The sequence below is a fragment of the Grimontia sp. THUN1695 genome (assembly GCF_059704325.2).
Window position 1 is genome coordinate 50,856 of record NZ_AP046576.1, and the last position, 20,598, is coordinate 71,453.

21 protein-coding genes and 1 riboswitch are annotated in these 20,598 nt (G+C 50.8%); of the genes, 4 read left to right on the forward strand and 17 right to left on the reverse strand.

Translation table 11 applies throughout. The features are described 5' to 3' along the window. Positions 1–46 precede the first annotated feature (46 nt). Positions 47–1,681 carry a methyl-accepting chemotaxis protein gene (locus AC6IB1_RS00250; RefSeq protein ID WP_497566407.1) on the reverse strand — a complete coding sequence of 545 codons (1,635 nt, stop codon included), beginning with the start codon at positions 1,679–1,681 and terminating at the stop codon, positions 47–49. 450 nt (positions 1,682–2,131) lie between these two features. Between AC6IB1_RS00250 and AC6IB1_RS00255 the strand changes: the two genes are divergently transcribed. The 3 genes from AC6IB1_RS00255 to AC6IB1_RS00265 all read left to right on the forward strand — a co-directional run bounded on the left by AC6IB1_RS00255 (position 2,132) and on the right by AC6IB1_RS00265 (position 3,790). Further along, positions 2,132–2,470: a zinc ribbon domain-containing protein YjdM gene (locus AC6IB1_RS00255; RefSeq protein WP_503692958.1), complete on the forward strand. Its 339-nt coding sequence runs from the start codon at positions 2,132–2,134 to the stop codon at positions 2,468–2,470. 136 nt (positions 2,471–2,606) lie between these two features. Next, positions 2,607–3,242 carry an ElyC/SanA/YdcF family protein gene (locus tag AC6IB1_RS00260; RefSeq protein ID WP_497566409.1) on the forward strand — a complete coding sequence of 212 codons (636 nt, stop codon included), beginning with the start codon at positions 2,607–2,609 and terminating at the stop codon, positions 3,240–3,242. Between the two features lie 122 nt (positions 3,243–3,364). After that, positions 3,365–3,790 (forward strand): hypothetical protein, encoded by a 426-nt coding sequence (locus AC6IB1_RS00265; RefSeq protein ID WP_497566410.1) that lies wholly within the window; start codon positions 3,365–3,367, stop codon positions 3,788–3,790. A gap of 81 nt (positions 3,791–3,871) precedes the next feature. Here AC6IB1_RS00265 and AC6IB1_RS00270 read toward each other — a convergent pair whose 3' ends face one another. The 9 genes from AC6IB1_RS00270 to AC6IB1_RS00310 all read right to left on the reverse strand — a co-directional run bounded on the left by AC6IB1_RS00270 (position 3,872) and on the right by AC6IB1_RS00310 (position 11,962). Continuing rightward, positions 3,872–5,041, reverse strand: a complete 1,170-nt coding sequence (locus AC6IB1_RS00270) for a UxaA family hydrolase (protein ID WP_497566411.1) — start codon at positions 5,039–5,041, stop codon at positions 3,872–3,874. 2 nt (positions 5,042–5,043) lie between these two features. Further along, entirely contained in the window at positions 5,044–5,331 is a 288-nt protein-coding gene (locus AC6IB1_RS00275) for a UxaA family hydrolase (protein ID WP_005504394.1), read from the reverse strand. A 106-nt stretch (positions 5,332–5,437) separates the two neighbouring features. Continuing rightward, positions 5,438–6,439, reverse strand: coding sequence for an alcohol dehydrogenase catalytic domain-containing protein (locus AC6IB1_RS00280; protein WP_503692960.1), 1,002 nt, complete (start codon positions 6,437–6,439; stop codon positions 5,438–5,440). 25 nt (positions 6,440–6,464) lie between these two features. Next, positions 6,465–7,241, reverse strand: coding sequence for an SDR family NAD(P)-dependent oxidoreductase (locus tag AC6IB1_RS00285; protein WP_497566413.1), 777 nt, complete (start codon positions 7,239–7,241; stop codon positions 6,465–6,467). A gap of 21 nt (positions 7,242–7,262) precedes the next feature. Then, on the reverse strand, positions 7,263–8,567 hold the full coding sequence (gene hisD, locus AC6IB1_RS00290) for a histidinol dehydrogenase (RefSeq protein ID WP_497566414.1): 1,305 nt from the start codon (positions 8,565–8,567) through the stop codon (positions 7,263–7,265). Positions 8,568–8,654: 87 nt separating this feature from the next. Beyond that, on the reverse strand, positions 8,655–9,965 hold the full coding sequence (locus AC6IB1_RS00295; protein ID WP_497566415.1) for a TRAP transporter large permease: 1,311 nt from the start codon (positions 9,963–9,965) through the stop codon (positions 8,655–8,657). 8 nt (positions 9,966–9,973) lie between these two features. Continuing rightward, on the reverse strand, positions 9,974–10,486 hold the full coding sequence (locus tag AC6IB1_RS00300) for a TRAP transporter small permease (protein ID WP_497566416.1): 513 nt from the start codon (positions 10,484–10,486) through the stop codon (positions 9,974–9,976). A 79-nt stretch (positions 10,487–10,565) separates the two neighbouring features. Continuing rightward, entirely contained in the window at positions 10,566–11,720 is a 1,155-nt protein-coding gene (locus tag AC6IB1_RS00305; protein WP_497566417.1) for a TRAP transporter substrate-binding protein, read from the reverse strand. Positions 11,721–11,740: 20 nt separating this feature from the next. Further along, entirely contained in the window at positions 11,741–11,962 is a 222-nt protein-coding gene (locus tag AC6IB1_RS00310; RefSeq protein WP_497566418.1) for a hypothetical protein, read from the reverse strand. 240 nt (positions 11,963–12,202) lie between these two features. On the opposite strand from AC6IB1_RS00310, the gene AC6IB1_RS00315 reads away from it, so the two are divergent. Beyond that, positions 12,203–13,255: a LacI family DNA-binding transcriptional regulator gene (locus AC6IB1_RS00315; protein WP_497566419.1), complete on the forward strand. Its 1,053-nt coding sequence runs from the start codon at positions 12,203–12,205 to the stop codon at positions 13,253–13,255. A gap of 66 nt (positions 13,256–13,321) precedes the next feature. On the opposite strand, the gene AC6IB1_RS00320 is transcribed toward AC6IB1_RS00315, so the two are convergent. The 7 genes from AC6IB1_RS00320 to AC6IB1_RS00350 all read right to left on the reverse strand — a co-directional run bounded on the left by AC6IB1_RS00320 (position 13,322) and on the right by AC6IB1_RS00350 (position 20,511). Next, the gene (locus tag AC6IB1_RS00320) at positions 13,322–14,425 is read right to left on the reverse strand and encodes an ABC transporter permease (protein WP_497566420.1); all 1,104 of its coding nucleotides are present in this window, start codon (positions 14,423–14,425) and stop codon (positions 13,322–13,324) included. Then, a complete protein-coding gene (locus AC6IB1_RS00325) occupies positions 14,422–15,591 on the reverse strand; it encodes an ABC transporter permease (protein ID WP_497566421.1) in 1,170 nt (389 codons plus the stop codon). Before AC6IB1_RS00325 ends, AC6IB1_RS00320 begins: the two co-directional genes overlap by 4 nt. A gap of 5 nt (positions 15,592–15,596) precedes the next feature. After that, positions 15,597–16,586: an HlyD family secretion protein gene (locus tag AC6IB1_RS00330; RefSeq protein WP_497566422.1), complete on the reverse strand. Its 990-nt coding sequence runs from the start codon at positions 16,584–16,586 to the stop codon at positions 15,597–15,599. Between the two features lie 6 nt (positions 16,587–16,592). Then, positions 16,593–18,026, reverse strand: coding sequence for a TolC family protein (locus AC6IB1_RS00335; RefSeq protein WP_497566423.1), 1,434 nt, complete (start codon positions 18,024–18,026; stop codon positions 16,593–16,595). A 229-nt stretch (positions 18,027–18,255) separates the two neighbouring features. Further along, positions 18,256–18,912: a 3,4-dihydroxy-2-butanone-4-phosphate synthase gene (gene ribB / locus AC6IB1_RS00340; RefSeq protein ID WP_497566424.1), complete on the reverse strand. Its 657-nt coding sequence runs from the start codon at positions 18,910–18,912 to the stop codon at positions 18,256–18,258. A gap of 120 nt (positions 18,913–19,032) precedes the next feature. Next, positions 19,033–19,193, reverse strand: a riboswitch (FMN riboswitch). A gap of 287 nt (positions 19,194–19,480) precedes the next feature. After that, positions 19,481–19,750, reverse strand: a complete 270-nt coding sequence (locus AC6IB1_RS00345) for a hypothetical protein (protein ID WP_497566425.1) — start codon at positions 19,748–19,750, stop codon at positions 19,481–19,483. Positions 19,751–19,818: 68 nt separating this feature from the next. Next, positions 19,819–20,511 carry an HTH domain-containing protein gene (locus AC6IB1_RS00350; protein ID WP_497566426.1) on the reverse strand — a complete coding sequence of 231 codons (693 nt, stop codon included), beginning with the start codon at positions 20,509–20,511 and terminating at the stop codon, positions 19,819–19,821. Positions 20,512–20,598 lie beyond the last annotated feature (87 nt).

A 20,598-nucleotide genomic window follows, 5' to 3' on the forward strand; every position in this document is an offset into this window, starting at 1 on the left:
ACCCCATGAAGGGGCTTTGTGCCTTTCTTACGACAGCAGGGGGAAGTCAATAGGCCTTGGACACTTTAAATCGTCCAACAGATTTTCTGAATTGACTCACCAGGCTATTCACCTGACGGGCAGATCCTTGCACATCCTCCGCCGATTCGTGGTTATTGGAGGCCATGTCGGCAATGCCCTGAATACGTCTTGCCAGCTCTTGGTTGGCGACAGTTTGCTCATGCAGCGATCGGGAAACTTCTTCGATGATATTGATAAGATCGAGTGACTTTTGGTGCATTTCGCGAACCGATTGTTCGGCTGTATGGGTTTGCGACATGTTATCACTCACCACACTGACACTTTCTTCGATATGGCTCACTGTCATCTCAATGCCATTGCGAAGTTCCTGAATGGTAGAGGCAATCTGTTTGGTGGAGTCTGATGTGCGGACGGCTAGGTTACGCACTTCATCGGCGACAACGGCAAAGCCACGACCTTGATCGCCAGCGCGGGCAGCTTCAATGGCCGCATTCAGTGCCAGCAAGTTGGTCTGTTCCGCTACATCATTGATCACGCTGATAATGCCTTCAATCTCCTTGGAGTGCTGATCGAGCTCAGCAACGGCAGAGCTGGAACGTTGAGATTTCTCAGACATCTGATCCATGTTGGAAATAGTCAGCTGCATGGTTGATGCGCCGACTTTAGCCTTATTCCCACTTTCATTGGAAAGGGTCTTCATTTTGTCGGCGTCGTGGGAAATGGTGTTGATACTGGCAGCAAATTCCTCCACCAGTGCAGCAATGCTGCCGGTGTCTTCAGACTGTTGGGTTGAAGCACCAACGATATGGTTAGACAGGGTTTCTAATTTAGACACTTCACTGTTGAGCTGGTTTGCGCCCTGAGCGATGCTGGTCAGGGTTTCTTCAAACGCCGTCATCAAATTGTTGAATGCGCGTCCCAGATCGGTGATTTCGTTTTTACCTTTTAACGTCGAACGAACCGTCAGATCTAGGTTTCTTTCTGCTGTTAGAAGCAAGGTTTGCAGTTTGCTCAACGGTACCGTGATGCTGCGGGCAATGGTAAAGGAAATGGCTGCTAACACCAGTGCAATAGCTGCCACCAGAAGCAACATTTTTCGTACGTCTTGGTAGAAAACGGCATCTACATCATCGACATAAAGGCCGGTGCTTAGTACCCAGCCCCAAGGCTGGAAAGGCAGTGAGTAAGTGATTTTCGGGTGTGGTTTTGTGTCGTTACCTGCTTTCTTCCAATAGTAGGTGACAAAACCGCCGCCTTCTTTCGCTTGTTGTGCCTGCTCAGTAAAAAGGTAGACGCCATTGACATCCTGGCGATCACGAAGGTTTTTACCGTTAAGATCTGGAGAGATAGGGTGGTGGACCATGTTTGCGTCCATATCAAACACCATGAAATAACCATTATTACCATAACGCATGGCATCGATGGCAGTAATAGCACGTTGTTGGGCTTCCTTTTCGGAAATTTCGCCGGTTTGTGTTTGTTGGTATAGGCGGGTAACCAGACTTTGTGTTGTTTCAACAAGAACCCGTATCTGGCTTTTTCTCTCTTCCAACATGTTATCGCGCTTAACTGTAAGCGAGATAATGGTGACTGAAACCAAAGACAGCAAGGCAATGATAATGATCAACGATAAACGTTGCCGGATAGACAGCGCGTTCATGTTTCTCTCCATAGGGTCCAAGACCCTTAGCTAACTGGTTAAAATAATGGGTTTTATAAAAAAGAGTCTAGCAACTGGTTTCATATTTTCCTGATGTGAAATGGATCAAACTGGCAGCAAAAACACGGCGGGATTTGATTGATCTCATGTCTGGCTAGGTAGACAAAGGGCTGCGGCGGCATGGAAAGGAAACGCATTGACTTAATGAATGTATTTCGGTGAATTAACATTTTTTAGAAATGTGATCGGATGCATTTATTTGTAGGAAAATAATTTCAATTGTTTTCCTTATTGGTGTGCATGTGGCACGAAGATGGTGCACTTGTTATCGTGAATGCCTGAAATAATCGTAATCCCAGAAAAAAAGTGTGCTTATCACGGTCAGCTATATGCGAAGTGATTGCTTTGGTTTAGACTACCGCCCTTTACCCATCCATACCGAGGTAATTAATCATGTCTTTACCAAATTGCCCACAATGTAACTCTGAATACACCTACGAAGATGGTGCGCTGCTTGTTTGTCCTGAGTGTGGGCACGAGTGGTCCCAGAATGCATCTGCTGATGTGGAAGAGGCAAAAGTCATCAAAGACTCAAACGGCAATGTTCTGCAAGACGGCGACACCGTCACTGTGATTAAAGACCTGAAAGTGAAAGGATCGTCACTGGTGGTTAAAGTCGGTACTAAAGTGAAAAACATCCGTCTGGTAGACGGTGACCACGACATTGATTGCAAAATCGACGGCATCGGCGCGATGAAGCTGAAATCGGAGTTTGTGAAAAAGGTATAGGCCCTGTTTTACGCCAAAGAAACCGCGCTTTTTTAGCGCGGTTTTTTTTCGCCTAATGTCTGTGTGATAGTGTGGGGGTATGACTGTTGGCGACTGCTCATTTCAGAAAGCCAAGCTATTTTTAGAGAACCAACCTATGACGGCCCGACTTTATAATCATCTGGAAACTATCTGGAATTTTCACCTTATGGGGCATGACGTGAAGCCTGCGGATTGCCTGTTTGTGTTGTGCAGCAACGATCTTCGCGTTGCGGAGTATGCCGCAGAGCTATACCGAAAAGGGCTGGCACCTTATCTTCTTGTGTCTGGTGGGAGAGGGCGGTTTACCGAAGACATATTTGATAAAACAGAGGCAGAAACCTTTGCCGATATCCTGTGTGATGAAGGGGTTCCGGCGTCAGCCATTTTGTTGGAAACCAAGGCGACAAATTCTGGCGAAAACATGACGCTGTCATATAACGTCATGAAAGGTCATGGACTGGCATTTTCCCGGTTTATTCTGGTGCAAAAACCTTTTATGGAAAGACGCGCCTACGCCACGTTTATGAAACAATGGCCGGGGGATATCAATAGCGTTGTCTGCACATCTCCACCAATCTCTTTCATTGATTACCCAAACGCAGACTTACCCTTTGACCATGTAGTTGAAGCTACCCTAAGCGATTTCGAACGTATTCGTGACTATCCCGCAAAAGGCTTTCAAATAGAACAGCTTATCCCTGACGATGTCATGTCGGCGTATCACGCGATAAAGAAACTCGGCCTGTGGTGAGAGTGGCGGTTATGTTTACCATACAATTTACCAAAATGTTAAAAATATAGGCGTAATTACTGGTGAATTCCCAGTAAAATACATAGTCTTATTGATAACTTGGATGGTAAGAGATAGTCGCAGTGAATGAAAAGGTGACCAACACAGCAAAGAACAAGGCTGTGTTGAACAAACCGCTCTCATTTGTGATCCTGATGCTGGGTATAACGTTCGGTATACTGAATTTGCAGCTTGTGTTAGGCGATGAACAACACAGTGTCTGGATGGATGCGTTATACGGCCTTTTGGCGTTTGTCGGGATTTTTCTTTCACTGTTTTGGGTATTTGATTCGAAAAACACCCGGGTGACGGATGACTATGTAGAAAAAGGCAAGCGACGCATTTATTGGCATGAGGTCACAGGCTCAACATCCAATGATTTTTCTGTCGTTATCATGGCGGGTGAGAAGCGGGTTGTGGTCAATTACTATGCCTACCGTCAGCCTGAAAAGCTGATTGAAGCTATCAGGCAATATCTGTCTGGCAGCGACAGCAGAAAGCCTGAATAGCAGATACAACAGAAAACGCTGAGTTTCCCCAGCGTCCGTATTTCTGCATCACATAATTGTCGCGCAGGATAAGCTAAATGCTTATGCGCTTCGGTACAGTTTAGTCAGTACAAACTCGCGGTGACCCAGCGCTTCTGCGGCTGTGGCTCGGCCATTTGCGGTGCGTAGCGTCATGTCGATCAGCGCATCACCGGCAGAGTCGAGATTCAGTTCACGGCGCAAGATGCCGGAAACATCCACGTCAATGTGTTCTCCCATGGTGCGCACTGTACGTGGGTTGGCGGTGATCTTGATAACCGGCACAATCGGGTTACCAATGACGTTGCCTTGCCCAGTAGGGAACAGGTGAACGGCGAAGCCTGCCGCTGCCTGCAAGGTGACACACTCGGCAGCGGCTGAAGACGTGTCCATAAAATACAGGCCGGGACCTGCCTCGGGGCGCTCGGCAGGTTTCAGTACATCTACAAACTGGGTGTTTTTACCAATTTTCTGATAGTTGCCAAATGCCTTTTCTTCGATGGTGGTCAGCCCGCCCTCGATATTACCTTTGGTTGGCTGGCTGTCAGAAAGATCGGACGTTTTGTGGGGTTCGATCACTTCATCCATATAAGCCTGCCAGGTATCGAGGAACTTCTGCCCAATTTCAGGGCTGATGGCGCGAGTTTTACAGATTTGCTCTGCACCGGTGAGCTCTGAGGTTTCCCCAAAACATAAAGTAGCGCCTGCGGCAGAAAACTTGTCACACAGATTGCCAACGGTAGGGTTCGCTGCCAGACCTGATGTGGTGTCAGACTCACCACATTTCATCGATACCCAAAGCTCGCTCACATCGCACGCTTCGCGGGTCAGCTCACTGGCGTAGTGAACGTATTCTTTCGCAACGCGGGAAGCAGCAGCGATGGTGTTGATGTCACCATTTTGTTCAATTGCAAAGCCCTGAACAGGCTTGCCAGAGGCTTTGATGCCTTCCACCACGCGGCTTGTCCAGCCCGGTTCGATGCCGATCACCACCACCGCAGCGACATTGGGGTTGCAACCCGTACCAATCAGGGTGCGGAAATGCAGTTCCAAATCTTCACCAAATTGCAGACGGCCATAGGGATGGGGCAGTGCCAGCGTACCTTTGATGTTGTTGGCGACCGCTTCACACGCGGCGTTCGACAGATCGTCCAATGGCAGGATGATGACGTGATTGCGCACACCGACACGGCCATTTTCGCGGCGGTAGCCCATAAATGTGTAATTGCTCATGGTTACCACCTCTTGGTTTTCACATTGTGTACGTGCACGTGACCGCCTTTTGCGATGTCAGCGACGGCCTTGCCGATATCATTATCATACTTAATGATGGTATCGCCGTTTTTAATATCACTCAGCGCCACTTTGTGACCGAGAGGGATCGCGTCCAGTGCGCGGACTTCGATGGTTTCATCGGTGTCCATCACCCATCCGGTTAGCGTTTGACCTGCTTCGAGGCCCTCGACCACAATCACGCCGACAGTGTCAGACGAGTCGTGGACGAGAAAATCCGGTGCTTGCATTTTCATCTCCTTTTGAATCGGGGTGTTAAATCGCATTGCCTTTTATCCTCAGCATGGCGGTGTACAGTCTGGGCGAACCTGCTTGCCGTCTTGCCTTGGTGTTTGATTACCCTTCGGGAAGCAGTACCACTTTGGCAGCGGCAATACGTCCGTGAAGTAAATCGTCAAAAGCGTTCGCGCCATCACTGAGCGGACGCTCCTGAATCCAGTCCAGTGCGCCCAGCGCACCGTTGTGCATGGCCTCAAGCGTTGCCTTGAAATCCTGCATGGTGTAGGTGTAACTGCCGGCGAAGGTCACTTCCTGTAGGGTGAACTTGCGTACATCCAGCCCTTCCAGGCTGTCTTGCAGTCCGACATGGATGATCACACCGCCGGGTTTGACCGCTGCAGAAGCCCCCATTCGTGTGTGCTTGTTCCCCACACAATCCACCACCAGATCGATGCTGTTTTTGCTTATTACATCATCGGTGAGCGGGTCGAATACGTTGCAGGGGCAGGTTTTTTCAACGGTTTCGCGCCGCAGGGCATTGGTTTCTGCCAGATAAATGTGTTTGCAGCCTTGTGCAGTCAGTGAAAGCGCGGCTGCAAGGCCGACTGCTCCGCCGCCATAAACCAGCGCTCTGTTTTCCGCCAGAGGCCGTTTGCTTAGCTCTGCCCCTTTGCTGACTGCGTGCCAGCCTGTGGCAATAGGCTCAGCGAGCGAGGCGGTGCTCAGTGACATACCTTCTGGGACACGCACCAGATTGCGCTTGGGAATGGCGATAAACTCCGCGAATGCCCCTTCCCTTGGCGGCATGGAAATGATCTGGCGAGACTGACACTGGTTTGTGAAGCCGGTCAGACAGTATTCACATTCGCCACAACTGACCAGTGGGTTGATGACCACGGCTTGTTGATCCCATGCGCCACCGTGAACAATGCCAGCGCCTTCATGTCCCAAAATCAGCGGGGCAGGGCGGCGCTCATCGTGGCCGAGGTAGGCATGTAAATCAGACCCGCAAATCCCCACCGCGCGGATTTCAACCAATACTTCACCTTCCTGCGGCGTTGGCATTTCCTCACTGCGATAGGTCATTTGGCTCGGGCCTGTGTAAACCAGTGCTTTCATATCCATGGTTGCTATTCCTTCTTAGCTATTTAGCGGTGTAGCCGCCATCGAGTGCGATCATCTGGCCTGTGATGTAATCCGACGCGCGTGAGGCCAGAAACACAGTCAACCCGTCAAAATCGTTCAGTTCACCATTGCGACCAATAGCCGTCATGGCAGCGTGGTGCGCTGAGAGTGAATCATCACGGAAGACTTTTTCGGTCAACGGTGTCTGGAAGAACCCCGGCGCAATGGCGTTGGTGGTGATGCCGTCTTTTGACCAGGCTTCCGCCATTGCCCGTGTCAGCTGTGCGACGCCGCCTTTTGATGCGCCATAAGGAATCGAGTTGGCAAAAGCGCGATAGCTTTGCAGCGAGCCAATATTGATGATCTTCCCCCGGCCTTTTTCCCGCATGCCGGGCAGGCAGGCTTTGGCCAGAAAAAAAGGGACAGACAGGTTAAGGTTTAATGTGATGTCCCAGCTTTCCAGCGTGATGTCATCAGCAGGCTGGCGCAGATTGACACCAGCCGCATTCACCACAATGTCTGGTGCGCCAAAGTGTGATGATGCTTTTTCAATAAAGCGGGGCAGCGTTTCCCGCTTGCTAAGGTCAACCGTTTCAATGGCGGCGTCCCCGTCTTCACCGGCAATGGCGAGTGCAGTTTGTGCCAGTGTTTCAGCATGGCGCCCCGCAAGCACCACTTTGGCACCGGCTGCAGCGAGGGCATAGGCCATGCGCTGGCCTATACCGGAACCTGCCCCTGTGACCAGTGCCACCTGACTTTCAAGGCTAAAAAGCTGCTGTATTCTGCTGACCGTCATCTCTGTTCCTTCCGGTTTCAATCACTCAGGCTGCAGGTTGAACTGCTCGTCAGGGAAGTATTTTGCAAGACGTGCATCGCCGGTTTTGGCGTGTGCCTCCATGCCTTCAAGGCGCGAAATACGTGCGGTGACCTGTGCAACATCTTTGCTTGCGTCCCGAGTAGAGCGCTGATAGGTGACGACTTTAATGAATTTGCCTGCGCTCAGCCCCCCGGTGTACTTGGCAGCGCCTTTGGTGGGCAGGATGTGGTTGGGTCCTGAGGTTTTGTCACCAAATGCCACATTGGTCTCTTCGCCAAGGAATAAAGAGCCGTAGTTACGCAGGTTTTTCAGCCACCAATCCAGATCGTCAGCGTGCACTTCAAGGTGTTCAGAGGCGTATTGATCGCTCACTGCCACCGCGTCTTCGCGGGAATCGACAACAATCACTTCGCCATAATCACGCCATGCGGCTTCTGCTGACTGGCGGTTGAGCTCCGGCAGTTCAGCAATCAGCTCAGGCAGACGCTTCATCACCGTTCGTGCCAGTGTTTCGGAATCGGTGACCAGCCACGCTGGGCTGTTGGGGCCGTGCTCCGCCTGACCCACCAGATCAACGGCCACCAACTCAGGGTCAGCATGGCTGTCAGCAATCACCATGATTTCAGAAGGGCCGGCAAACATATCAATACCGACACGGCCGTAGAGCTGGCGCTTAGCTTCAGCAACAAACTGGTTACCGGGGCCAACAAGAATGTCCGCGGGGTGCCCGGTAAACTGGCCGAATGCCATGGCAGCAATACCCTGCACGCCACCAAGATTTAAGATAGTGTCAGCACCACACAGGCTGAGGGTATAAAGAATGGCGGGGTGGATACCACCTTCACGGCCCGGGGGGGAACAGGCTATAACGTGGTCAACGCCTGCCACTTTTGCTGTTGTCACCGACATAATGGCCGAAGCAATGTGCGAGTAACGACCTCCGGGCACGTAGCAGCCTGCTGCCTGCATCGGGATCAAACGCTGGCCGGCAAACAGACCCGGCGACAGCTCGGTTTCAAACTCGCTCAGGCTATTACGCTGCGCCTGTGCAAAGTCGCGGACACGCTCATAGGCAAACTGGATATCTTTTTTCAGCTGTTCCGGCACCTTGGCTGCGGCGTTGTCGATCTCTTGCTGGGAAACCACAATATCGCCATGCCAGTTATCAAATTTGCGGGTATAGGCAATGCAGGTTTCTTCGCCGCCTTGTTCAATTTCTTTCAGCATGTCCGCCACGATTGCGCGAACATCGTCTTCACCTGTAGCCGCCGTTTTTTCGGCTTTTTTCAGATAGTTAACAGCCATGTTATTCAATTCCTCATTACGTTTTGGACGCAACGTTCCTATCTGGCCGGTCGTCGAACATGCCAGAGAGCGGTTAGTTACGTGTCGTTAATCCAATGCCCAGAGTGATAATTCGGGGATAAATGCCAGCAGCAATACCACCGTTAACATGGATATCACGTAGGGCCCCGATCGCGCGGCAATCTTAAGTACCGAGGTCCCCGTTAATCCGGATACAACAAAGAGGTTCAGACCAAGTGGCGGTGTGATGAAGCCGACACCCAGTGCAGTCACCATCATGATGCAAAATTGCACATCTTCCATGCCGATCTCGCGTGCCAGCGGCAGCAGGATAGGCGATAAAATCAGAATATTTGGCGTGGTTTCCATAAAGCAGCCTGCGATGATCAGGATGCCAATCATAATCAGGATCAGCACAGTGCGGCTGTCGGTGAACGATGTCATGGTTTCCACAAATGCCTGTGGCACCTGAAGGGCAGCCAGTGTCTGTGCCAATGGTAAACTGAGCGCGATGATAGGCAGGATCACCCCGTTTACTTTGGCGGAGCTTTCCAGCATTTTGGGGAAATCGCTGATGGCCAGCGTGCCCTGGAAAAGCCCGATAATGATAGTGATCACGACAGCAACGGCGGCGGCTTCAGTGGGTGTAAAGACACCAGAATAAATACCGCCCAGAATGATCACCGGTACCAGCAGTGCATAACGTGCATCAATCACCACCGCCAGCCAGCGTTTGAGCGAGAAACCTTGTCCGGCGTTTTCGTAACCGTGGATGCGGTTCATCACCACGTTGGTCAGCATAATGGCCATCATCACCATGATCCCGGGCACAGCCGCGGCCAGAAACAGGGTGGATGCGGAAATGCCCAGCACCAGACCAATAATGATGTAGGCAATGGATGGCGGGATAAGGATCCCGGTACAGGCACCGGCTGCCACCAGTGCACAGGCATAAGGTTTGGGATAGCCCTGCGTCACCAGCCGGTCGATGGTCATCCTGCCAACTGCCGCTGCGCCTGCGGCATCTGAACCGGAGATACAGGCAAAGAAGCCACAGCCCAATACGGTAGCACTGCCAAATCCTGCCTTTGCCCCGCCAACACTCGCTTCTGCCACATCGAGCAACTTGGTTGAAAGCCCGGTTCTCACCAGCACATCACCGGTCAGGATAAAAAGCGGGACGGCAATCAGCGCGAAGGCATCAATACCATCGAACAGAGATTCTCCAAACAGGGAGAGGGGAAGAACATCGGTGATAAACAGCAGGGCAATAGAACCCAGCCCCAGTGATACCCATACCGGCACTGCAAAAGTGATAAGCACCAGCATGGCGATAACAGGACCGTAAAACTCCCAGCCAAGCTCGATGGAGACCTGTTGTGTGTAGTAATTCAGCATGGGATCTCCTAATCAAACAGCTTATTGCCTTCAAACACCGGGGTGTTGCGTGTCAGGCTCTGGATATCCCGGTACATGGACTGGACCAGCCGGAAGATCATCATGGAAAACCCCAGAGGAACTGCGGCAAGAAACCATGCCTGACTGATCCCAAGGCCGTGTGTCACTGACCCGAATTTTATTGACACTTCAATTGGGTGAATTGACCAATAGAGGGCGAACACGGCAACAATGAAGGTGGCAATATCCCCAACCAGATAGATAAATGCCTTCCCCCGGTTGGGCAAATAGTGCAGCAATACATCAATACGAATGTGTGCGCGTTCTTTGACGGCGGCGGATGCGCCAATCCATGCCAGATAGATAAAGGCGTACCTTGCCACTTCTTCACCCCATATGGAGGAATAACTGAACACAAACCGGCGCAGCACTTCCATGGCGATGGTGATCACAATGGTGGTGTAGAAGAACAGCAGTAACCAGCGTTCACCATTTTCATCGATGTGTTTGAGAAGATTCATTACGCGTATCCAACGTCCGTTTCAGAAAGAGTAGGGTGACCGTATGGACGACAGGCCGGCCATACGGTAGCTGCATTAATTACACATCGTGAACATAGGGGCCTTCGTTGTTATTGGCTGCATCCAGCAGTTTGTCGAAGGTCGCTTTCGAACCGGCAAGTTCGGTTTTAAAGGCGTCCCATGCCGGGAGCTGGTGGCCTGCTTTATTTGCCCACAATGCCATTTCGTCGTCGTTGGGAGCATAAAACTGCACGCCGGCACGGCTGAGCTCTGCCATGGCATAGGCTCGTGCGGCTGGCACTTTCGCCAGATTCTGCAACGAGGTCACTTCGCTTGCGAACTCAATGCCTTCCTGAATGTGGCCCGGCAGGCTGTTAAACCACTCAAGGTTACATGAGAAAACCTGAGAGTCCGGCACTGAGCGGTTGAAAGTGACCCAGGATAGGACATCTTTAAAGCCGAATACATTCAGTGCCTCGACGGATGGGTCGAGGGCATCTGCTACACCCTGTTTGATGGCGGAAGGTGTTTCCCCCCATGCAACCGGTGTCGGGTTGGCACCAAGCAGACGGTAAAATTGCTGGAGAATTTTAGAACCCGGTACACGGAATTTAATGCCTTCCATTTGATCCGGGGTTTTGATTGGACCTTCAAGGCCGTTGCGCAACGCGACAACCCTTGGGTCAATCACCACATACCAAAGCGGCTTAAAGCCTCTGGCTTCCACTTTGGGGTGAATTTCTGCTTTCCATGCCTCTGATGTCACCAGATTGATAAATTTTTGGTTTTCACCGCACCAGTAAGGAATGTTGATAAGGTCGATAGCCGGGGCAAACGGCGCAAAGTTAGAAAGAGAATGCTGCGCGGCCTGAATCGTACCTGCCTGAACTTTCTGTGCCAGTGCGCCACCTGCACCCAACTGACCGCCGGGCGCAAGCCTGACGTACACCTCTCCGTTGGTCATGTTCTGGATGTTTTCTTTGAAATCCAGTTGCATGATGGGGTAGCTGCGCGATGCACCAATAATGTATGCCGTTGCAACGGTCATGGTGTATTTTGCCCGCTTCTGGCGTTCTTTTTCTTCATTGACGGCTGCGTTTGCGCTGGTTGATGTCAGCAAGGCACCCGAAGCACCGGCAACGACAGCTGCCGTAAATCCCGCTTTTCTGGCGATGTCGAGGAAACGGCGACGCTCTGCATTTTGTGGGGAGTCATCCTTATGGTGAACAGACATATCTACTTCCTTTCAGCTTTTTATCGTAACCCTGTCGAATGACTCTCAGCTTCCTTTTCTGCTGACAGCATTGCGACGACGAAAGTCAGTGAAGCGAAAAGGAGCAAAAGAAACTCCCCAACATCACCAACACGAACAATGGATGTGGCCCCTGAAATGATCTGAATCTTGGTGGCAATCACATTGAGGAAATAGAGTGAAAAAAGCACTGCAGGTAGGGCGTAGCGTTTCCTTAACCTCATGTTGTATTCCCTCTCAGTGAGCAGTCGGCTGGCTGGCAGTCGCCGGGTTATCGTTATCGCGCTTGCGCTTATTGTGAATTAATTGTTAAATGTAAGCGCTTACATTTTGAAGGTAGAGGAGTGTTTAAATAACTGTCAAGTTTTTGATCATGGATTTTTTGGGAAACGCTATAATGAGGTAACTTACGGTTTATAAATCCCAATTTTGAGTCAAAGGTATAACTTTCTAGGACAAAAGAGATGCCATCTTCACGTAAGCGCTTACATAAAAAAGCCTCAGACACCCCAACGGCGGAAGATGTCGCCATGACGGCGGGCGTTTCTACGGCAACGGTTTCCCGTTATCTGGCGAATCCGTCTGCGGTCAGCGAGAAGCGGGGCAAGCTTATCCGTTGTGCCATTGAATCCCTTGGTTACATTCCCCACGGCGCAGCGCAAGCACTGGCGTCGCAGCGTTCCCGTACCATTGGTGTGATTGTCCCTACCATTGACAACGACATCTTCGCTGAAGGAATACAGGCATTCCAGCGACGGCTGCAGGAGAAGGGATACACCCTGTTTATCGCCAGTTCTGACTATTCGACAGAAGAAGAGCTGGCGCAGGCCGAACGCCTGATCTCCCGCGGCGTGGAAGGGCTGATGTTGGTCGGGGAGGCACACCAACCCCAGCTGTTCGATATTTTGCACAGTAAACAGCTGCCTTACCTGTACACCTGGTCGTTTAAGCCTGACTTGCCGCACCCCTGTATCGGCTTTGACAACTACCGTGCAGCGACCCGTCTCACCCAGTTCCTACTGGATTTAGGGCACACTCAGTTTGCGGCAATATCCGGTATTACCCGGCTGAATGACCGCGCCAAAGATCGTCTGGCAGGCTGTATCGACACTCTCAAGGCGCAGGGTATCGAACTGACAGCGGAGCACATTATTGAATGTCGCTACGATCTGGCAGAAAGCCGACAGGCGTTGCGTAAATTGATGGCATTCACGCCCAGACCGACCGCTATTGTTTGTGGTAACGACATCATTGCCATGGGGGCGCTGTTCGAAGCGCAGTCGCTCGGTATCCGGGTACCAGAAGAGTTATCGATTGTCGGGTTTGATGATGTTGCCATGGCGTCCCATATCCATCCGGCACTGACAACGATGCAGGTGCCGTCAAAGGAAATGGGCGAAAAAGCAGCGGATTACCTGCTGGCAAAACTGGCTGGCGAAAGGGTCAGCGATACGCTGGAGCTGGAAGCAAAGCTGGTGGTGAGGGAAAGCACGGCGGCAAGAAAAACAGGCAGATAACTGTCCACCTGTTTGTGTTTCCTTCTTCCGTGGTGAGGCGGCCCCGCCATTGACGGAGCTCGCTGTTTAAGTGGAAGGGGATTCTCCTCGACTAGACAGGATAAGGCACAGGAACACCGCAGCCAACAGCCAGAGATGGAAGAGGTGCCCCAGCTGGCTTTGAAGTGTGGCACCCATTTGGTTGAGCTGAATCGTGGCTTGGATGGCAGGCGTTGAAGGCGCCATTTGTGCCAGTGTATTTAACCAGGGCGGTAATTCACTGGATGGCCAGACAAAGCCCGATGTGAACAGCAGAGGCATCGAGCTTAACAGCACGACCAGCGTGATGATTTCCGGTCTGGGAATCAGCGTCCCAATCAAGGTGCCTAACCCGATCGTCGCCAGCAAGAAAGGCAACAGGATGATGGCGAGGTTCACCGGATCTGCCAAGCGGTTAACACCATTTAAATCAAAGCTTGCGCCGAGATAGTACATCGCCATGATGCTGTAAATCGCCATCAAAATTGCCGTGCGTGTGATGAGGTTTTTTGCTCCATTGTGCGGGTTCATGCTCGCCAGCATGCCAGAAGCAATCAACAGAGTTTGCTGCAAAATCAGCATAAACACACCGGGTACGACGTAGTTGCTATAACCGATGGTAGGGTTAAATACTGGTACGATATTCAGTGAGAAGGGCGAGACCTGTTTCGCTGCTGGCAGAGGAATATCGTGTATCATTGCCCGGATAGCTTTTACCTTGGCGGCCAGCGTGCTTCCAGTATTCACGACACCTTCCGCGATCGTGCCGTAGGTAAGGAAAAATGAGGCATCGCCGCCAACCGAAATGACAGGGCTTTTACCGAGCAGAAGATCACGGTAGAAGTCGTGTGGAATGACTACGATGCCCTCAATCTTGCCACCGGCGATCTCAGTGCTGGCTTGCTGTTCGGCGCTGAGGTGCATAGTGACGGAAAGCTGTGGGGTCGCGTCGAGCATTCGGGTAAATCTACGGCTTAGTTGGCTGTTGTCATGATCGACCACAGCAATACGAAGTTCTCTTGGAAGTTGGTTTTCGTAGGGCAGGGGATAGAGCAACGAATAGATCACAATGCCGCCGAACACGGTAAAGACCACGGCCGGATTGCTGAACAATGCCTTGAGTTCTTGTTTAAACAGGGCTCCCCAGCTCATGCGCTCACCTCCCTGACCGTGTTTGTTGCACCGCAAATGCGCTTCAATTTGAGCATAACCAACAGCCACACCACACTGAATGCGGCTAATGAAAACAACGCGGGCTGCATTTGTGCCAGTGTCGCGCCATAATTAAACTGGCCGATTTGTACGGTGATGTAGTGGCTGATCGGTAACATTGCCCGCCAGCACTGAGCAAGGAAAGGCATTTCACTGGTAGGGAAACTGACACCCATAAACGCAAATGCGGGCGCAGTAAAACCCGCGACAAGGCTCATCGCCCGGGCCGGGTGCCGGAAGCCCAGATAGAGAAGCATTCCCACTGCTAAACCTGCCAGTACCATCAGGCCTTGCCCTGCGAACAGCAAAGCCCAACTGCCATTCATTGGCCAACCGAGTCCAAAATGCATGGCGGTTGTGAACACCACACCCAGTAACCAGAGTGGAACAACCAGTACCATGATTTTGGCGCCAAGTGGAGCAAAGATGCCTTGCATGAAATGGCCTTCCAGCCCGACACGTTTATCTGTCAATGCCATAGAAAGCGTGCCGCTTGCGACAATCACAATTTGCCAAAGCGCGGGGATAATGGCGGAAACCAGAAACTGTGCGTAGTTGGTGCCGTTGTTAAACAGCGGTACAAGCTGAAAACGGACGGGTACAGACTGGCCTGCAGCTTGTGAAGCAATGGTGGTGCCATGCAGCATCTTGCCTTTGGCTTCTACCATCGCCGCAAAGGTGCTTTGGCTTTGGGTGATGGCAGTACTCACCAGCTTCCCAATCAAAATGTACTGGCTGTTATAGAGTGCCGTGACATCGGGGCTTTCACCGCGCAATATGTCTTTTTCAAAGTCAGCAGGAATGATCACAGTGGCGTAGGTTGCCGCATGGTTCAGTGCGGCTGATGCCTCTTCCACACTATTGAACGCTCGGGTTTCCAACGTTGGACTGGCATTGTAATAACGCACCAGATTTCGAGACAGTGCGCTGTGATCGAGGTCGACGATACCGATGGGGAGGTTCCGTCCGGTACCAGCAGAAAATACTGCCCACACGATTAAGAACAACACCAGTGGCAACCAGCCCAGAAGGGCAGTCAACCATGTATCTGACAGTGTGAGCCGCCATTCCCGGATCAAGGTTGAAGTGAACGAAGGTTTATCCATCGTCATTACTCTTGGTTGTGTTCTGACACCAACACACTCATGCCAGCGCGCAGACCTTCAATAAAAGTAACAGGGCGTGCTTCAACTTCAAAGGTGCGCATGTCATAGCCGCTCTGGTTGTTGGTGGCACGCCAGGTGGCGAAATCCCCCATGGGGGCAATGTGGGTAACTTCGAAACGGTATGTCTGTTCGCCAAGCGAGGGAATCGTGGCGTCAAATTGGCTGCCTTTTTCAAACTGGTGCAGTTTGTCTTCCCGGATATTGAACACCGCCCAGACGTCATTCATGTCGATAACGGTGACTACCGGAAAACCCTGTGGTGCTAATTCACCCGGGTGCAGTAGGATTTGGCTCACTTCCCCCTGATACCAGCTATGAATTCTGGTGTCTTTCGCAAAGGCTTCCACTTCAGCAACAGCCCCGGCTGCCATGCGTAACTTTTCCTGGGCGGCACGTTTGGTTTCTGAACGGGCACCGGCTTTCGCGAGTTCATACATCTGAAGTGCCGCGTTTTCGGTGTATTTTGCAGCTTGCCATTGGGTATAGGCTTCATCACGTTTTTGCTCAGCAGCCACCCCTTCTCTATAAAGGGCATCGATACGTTTGAATGTTTTTTCCGCTAACTGCGCTGCTGCACGGGCTTTTTGCCACTGGTCGTGCGCTGCACTGATTTCCTGTTCACGGGCGCCGCTTTCTGCCTGTTCTGCCATGGCATCAGCCGCTTCCTGTCCGGCTTTTGCCTGTTCCAGCTTTGCCTCCAGTTCAGGGCTGTAGAGAGTGAAAATCAGATCGCCCTTGCCAACTATTTCCCCCTTGCGTACCAGAACATTTTCAATGCGGCCCGCTACTTTGGAGGAAATGCTGTATTGCTGGGCCTCAATCTGACCCTGGAAGCGCTCTGGAACAGATTGATAGGCCTGATAAAAACTGTATCCAATCCAGCCAACAATGGCCGCAGCAGGGAGTGCCAGTGCAACAGATTTGAATTTACTCATTGTGAATTATTCCTGTAGGGATTGGGTGGATGAAAGTGATGCAGCCTGAAATTCAGGGAAGCGGTTCACTTCGCCGCTGATCGCCAGAAGGCGGGCCAGTGATAATACGTACTGGTAAGAAGCTGCAAGTTGCTGGGTTTTAATGCTGGCGAGATACAACTCGGCATCAACCACATCAAGGGATGTCGCAAGCCCTTGCGCAAAGGCTTTCTCGCGCAAACGCAGGTTTTCCTGTGCCAATGAAATGCTTGATGTTAACCCTTGGTATTCTTCCAGTGCCTGTCCTGCTTCCCGCCATGTTTTCTCGACTAACAGGGAAAGATCCTGTTCAGCCTGTGCCCGCAGGTGTTTCACTTGCAGTGATGTGCTGTGTGCCGCTTTTACCTTGTCAGAACGGCCGGCGTTGTCGAGAAGCGGGATACTGACGCCCACTCCAACAGCCCAGTCGGGGGTCAGCTCAGCAGCCAGTGAATCACCTTCATAGAGGTTGTAGTTACCATAGAGGTAAACCTGTGGGTAGTACTTACCTTTCTCCAAATCGAGCAATCCTGCGGCCTGTTTGCGCTTGGCATCCAACACTTTAAGGCCTGGATATCCTGCCAGTGTTTTTTGCATAAAGGGTGCCATGGGCGGTGTTTCATGCTGCGTGAAAAGGGGGCTTGAGGGGGTGACCAAGGTGTCGCTCTTGACCAACGTCTGTAGTGTAGTCTGTGCAATTTCCAGATTGCGCTCAGCTTTACGGCGTTCAGTTTTGGCCTTGTCGTAGGACACTTCAGCCTGCAGGCGTTCTACCCGGGCAATTTGTCCCTGTTGTTCCAGTTTCTTGGCATGATCAAGGTGCTTTGCGAGTCCTTTCTCTACGTCGAGACGTGTTTGCAGCACTTGTTCGGCAAGCACGGTAGCAAAATATACTTTTGCCAGATCTTCAAATTTCGCCTGTTGCGCCATTTGCATCAGATGGCTGGCTTCATCCCGTTGGGCATTGGCGATGTCTTCGGCGGCCAGGATCCGGCCGCCGGTGAAAATAGGCCAGATAGCACGAATAGAACTGGTGTAGATGTCCCGATCTGCCAGTGTCGTGGTCAGCAGGTTGTCAAGGTTGCCCGCCAGTGCCCCGATGCCGGGCAATGAACTGGCAAGTTGTCCCAGCGCGTCGCCGCCATTCATATGGTGGGCAAGCTGAGAAGGTTTGAGTTCGATATCCCGATCCAGGCGGGTGTAGTTTCCGCTGATAGAAACGGCAGGCAGGTGACGGGCAGATGCCGCATCCCGCATGTGTTCGGCACGCTGTACGTTGGCGCGCTCAGCGGCAATGGCATCATTGTGCATTAACACAGACTGCCACGCCTGTTCAAATGTCATGGGCTGTGCATTGGCAATGCCGGAGAGAAATACCAGCACGGCCATTGATCGGCGGAGTAAAAGAATTCTGGTAAACATAATTTTTTCCATATGAGGAAATTCTGAACATTTTAGAGTTAATGCTCTAAGCATGCCAGCTTTTGGGTATTGTCGCTAACAGTATCGCCTTGATGGATGACAGCAACACGTTCGAAAAAAAAGACATTCTGCAAATGATGGGCTGGATCGTAAGAGTGAGGGGGTATTAAAGATAAAAATGGCCACACATCTTGTTAAAATAGTGCGGCCAGGATATTTCGGCGGGCAGTTACGCGATTTTCTCAGCCGCAGCAAGCCGGTATTGCACCATGTCTTCGATGGTTAATACTGGCATGTCATGTTTCTTACCGAATGCAATAATTTCTTCTGTTTTAGCCATTGTCCCATCTTCGTTCTGCACTTCACAAAGGACACCGGCAGGTGATAGCCCCGCCATTTGCATCAGATCGATTGTCCCTTCGGTGTGACCACGACGGGTTAACACGCCACCTTTACGCGCACGAAGTGGAAATACGTGACCGGGACGCGCCAGATCTTCAGGTTTTGCATCCGGGTTAGATGCTGTTTTGATGGTGGTCACACGGTCTGCGGCAGAAACACCGGTAGTCACGCCTACTTTGGCTTCGATGGAAACGGTAAATGCGGTTTGGTTGGCGCTGTTGTTGTTCGCCACCATCGGTGGGAGAGCCAGCTTGTCAGCCTGTTCTTCGGTCAGGCAAAGACAGACAATGCCTGAACATTCACGGATCATCAGTGCCATTTGTTGGGTGGTCAGGTGATCGACAGAGTAAATGATATCGCCTTCGTTTTCACGGTCTTCGTCGTCAAGCAACAGAACGCCTTTACCTGCGCGAAGTGCATCGAGCGCGGTTTCAACACGTTCAAATGGGGTGCCGTCAAGCAGTGAAGTGTGTGTCTGATTCATGGTAATCTCCTGAATTTTAATACCAGAATCAGGGCATAGATGAGCGCAACTGTGAATACAGCCAAGCGCAATCCAGCTCCCTTTGGCTGCATAAGTATCGCCTTAGGAAGGTTGGACGTTGATCATCCTCTTTCATCCGGACTTTAACCGTCGGCCTTGGCCTCTCACCAAGTCTGCTGACCCCAAACCGAAGTGTGGGCGCTAGCGGGCTCGCCAGTCTCGCAACCATTGCTTGCTGACATACCGCCGGTGGGGAATTTCACCCCGCCCTGAGAATAATGCTCACAGTGAGCCTCTGAATATTACTGCGTTTTCAACCAAAAAGGGAAGGGGTAATAGTGTGGCGAGACGATGAAATGACATTTTTGTCATTTAAACATCAACAGCTCCTAGCATGAAGCATGAGAGTTACTCACTTTGATTTAAAATTCAGCACCTTAATCAAAGTAGGTAACTCTCTTCTGTTCAAATCGAAATGAAGATCTGGTAGTCTAACTCATCTGTGTTTGTTAGGCTTTTAATTGATTCGTGACCAGAACGTCATGTTCACAGATTCTTTATCAAAAAGCTATAAATACTCCAATGCAACCATGTTATCTAACCATTGTTGACAATATTCTTCAGCCTTTTCTTGAGAGCTGGCGATAGCTACATCAGCATAGACACCATCTGCACCACGCACTAGAAAATGAAGAATTAACTCTTCCTGATAGCAAAGAAACTCTGCTTCCACTCGACGAGACAGCTCTATTAGCCTGGATTCTGTCACACCTTCCTTTAGCTTGAATGTAGCGAACTCCATGCCACCAATATTATCAATGCTGCACTTATTAATCATGTTAAAACCTCAATGTTTGTTGGATGAATGCCAACTGTAAGGCTTTACTACTGACAACACTGTGTCAGTCAACTTTTGTATTTTTTTATTTCCACATACGCTGGCAGAGATACGTGCTCAGGTAAAATTCCTACATATTCACTGAATTCCAATTTGCTGATTCGATCCATTCTAAAGTCTCTGTAATCACCTCGAAGTTCACACCAACAACTCAACGTCCATTTCCCTCCCCCTCCCCAGTAGAATAATCCCAAAGGAAATACTTTTCTGGCCGTCACATCTTCCGAAAGCGACATATAATCTATGCTAAGCCAGCGCTTCTCTCTTATAGCTGTATGGGCTTTACTCCACAGAGGGTATACCTCAGATTCTCGATGACGTGCTGGTACTCTAACCACTCTATCTTGGCTTGAAATTATCTCTGACCCACTTGGTAATGCAGCTTCGATCTTAGACAATAGAGAATGCGCTGAAGCAGCAAAATCCTTTCCAGTCAATGATGCGGTAAAGTTGACGCCGGTGATCAGTGCTTCTAATTCACCTGCAGATAATTGTAAAGGTGGCAACTCAAATCCTTCTGACAGTCGGTATCCAACACCTGGCTCTCCATAAACGGGTATTCCAGAGATAGACAAATCATCAATATAGCGATAGATGGTTCTTTCAGACACCATCAACTTCTCAGCCAACTGCTTTGCAGTAATCGGCTGGTACCTACGCAAGATATTAGTTAACTGGAAAAGTCTATCTGATTTTCGCACATTCTACCTTTGGAAACTCGACCGGAACGGCTTGCAGTTCTTCTATCATCTTATGCTTACAGCTATAACAAGTGGAACGCGCTTATC

Excerpts from the sequence above, each read along its gene's own strand:
- AC6IB1_RS00325 (WP_497566421.1), bottom strand. The coding sequence starts at position 15,591 with ATGGATAAACCTTCGTTCACTTCAACCTTGATCCGGGAATGGCGGCTC.
- AC6IB1_RS00315 (WP_497566419.1), top strand. The coding sequence starts at position 12,203 with ATGCCATCTTCACGTAAGCGCTTACATAAAAAAGCCTCAGACACCCCA.
- AC6IB1_RS00335 (WP_497566423.1), bottom strand. The coding sequence starts at position 18,026 with ATGTTTACCAGAATTCTTTTACTCCGCCGATCAATGGCCGTGCTGGTA.
- AC6IB1_RS00345 (WP_497566425.1), bottom strand. The coding sequence starts at position 19,750 with ATGATTAATAAGTGCAGCATTGATAATATTGGTGGCATGGAGTTCGCT.
- hisD (WP_497566414.1), bottom strand. The coding sequence starts at position 8,567 with ATGGCTGTTAACTATCTGAAAAAAGCCGAAAAAACGGCGGCTACAGGT.
- ribB (WP_497566424.1), bottom strand. The coding sequence starts at position 18,912 with ATGAATCAGACACACACTTCACTGCTTGACGGCACCCCATTTGAACGT.
- AC6IB1_RS00295 (WP_497566415.1), bottom strand. The coding sequence starts at position 9,965 with ATGCTGAATTACTACACACAACAGGTCTCCATCGAGCTTGGCTGGGAG.
- AC6IB1_RS00285 (WP_497566413.1), bottom strand. The coding sequence starts at position 7,241 with ATGACGGTCAGCAGAATACAGCAGCTTTTTAGCCTTGAAAGTCAGGTG.
- AC6IB1_RS00280 (WP_503692960.1), bottom strand. The coding sequence starts at position 6,439 with ATGAAAGCACTGGTTTACACAGGCCCGAGCCAAATGACCTATCGCAGT.
- AC6IB1_RS00275 (WP_005504394.1), bottom strand. The coding sequence starts at position 5,331 with ATGCAAGCACCGGATTTTCTCGTCCACGACTCGTCTGACACTGTCGGC.
- AC6IB1_RS00260 (WP_497566409.1), top strand. The coding sequence starts at position 2,607 with ATGACGGCCCGACTTTATAATCATCTGGAAACTATCTGGAATTTTCAC.
- AC6IB1_RS00320 (WP_497566420.1), bottom strand. The coding sequence starts at position 14,425 with ATGAGCTGGGGAGCCCTGTTTAAACAAGAACTCAAGGCATTGTTCAGC.
- AC6IB1_RS00305 (WP_497566417.1), bottom strand. The coding sequence starts at position 11,720 with ATGTCTGTTCACCATAAGGATGACTCCCCACAAAATGCAGAGCGTCGC.
- AC6IB1_RS00310 (WP_497566418.1), bottom strand. The coding sequence starts at position 11,962 with ATGAGGTTAAGGAAACGCTACGCCCTACCTGCAGTGCTTTTTTCACTC.
- AC6IB1_RS00270 (WP_497566411.1), bottom strand. The coding sequence starts at position 5,041 with ATGAGCAATTACACATTTATGGGCTACCGCCGCGAAAATGGCCGTGTC.
- AC6IB1_RS00250 (WP_497566407.1), bottom strand. The coding sequence starts at position 1,681 with ATGAACGCGCTGTCTATCCGGCAACGTTTATCGTTGATCATTATCATT.
- AC6IB1_RS00330 (WP_497566422.1), bottom strand. The coding sequence starts at position 16,586 with ATGAGTAAATTCAAATCTGTTGCACTGGCACTCCCTGCTGCGGCCATT.
- AC6IB1_RS00300 (WP_497566416.1), bottom strand. The coding sequence starts at position 10,486 with ATGAATCTTCTCAAACACATCGATGAAAATGGTGAACGCTGGTTACTG.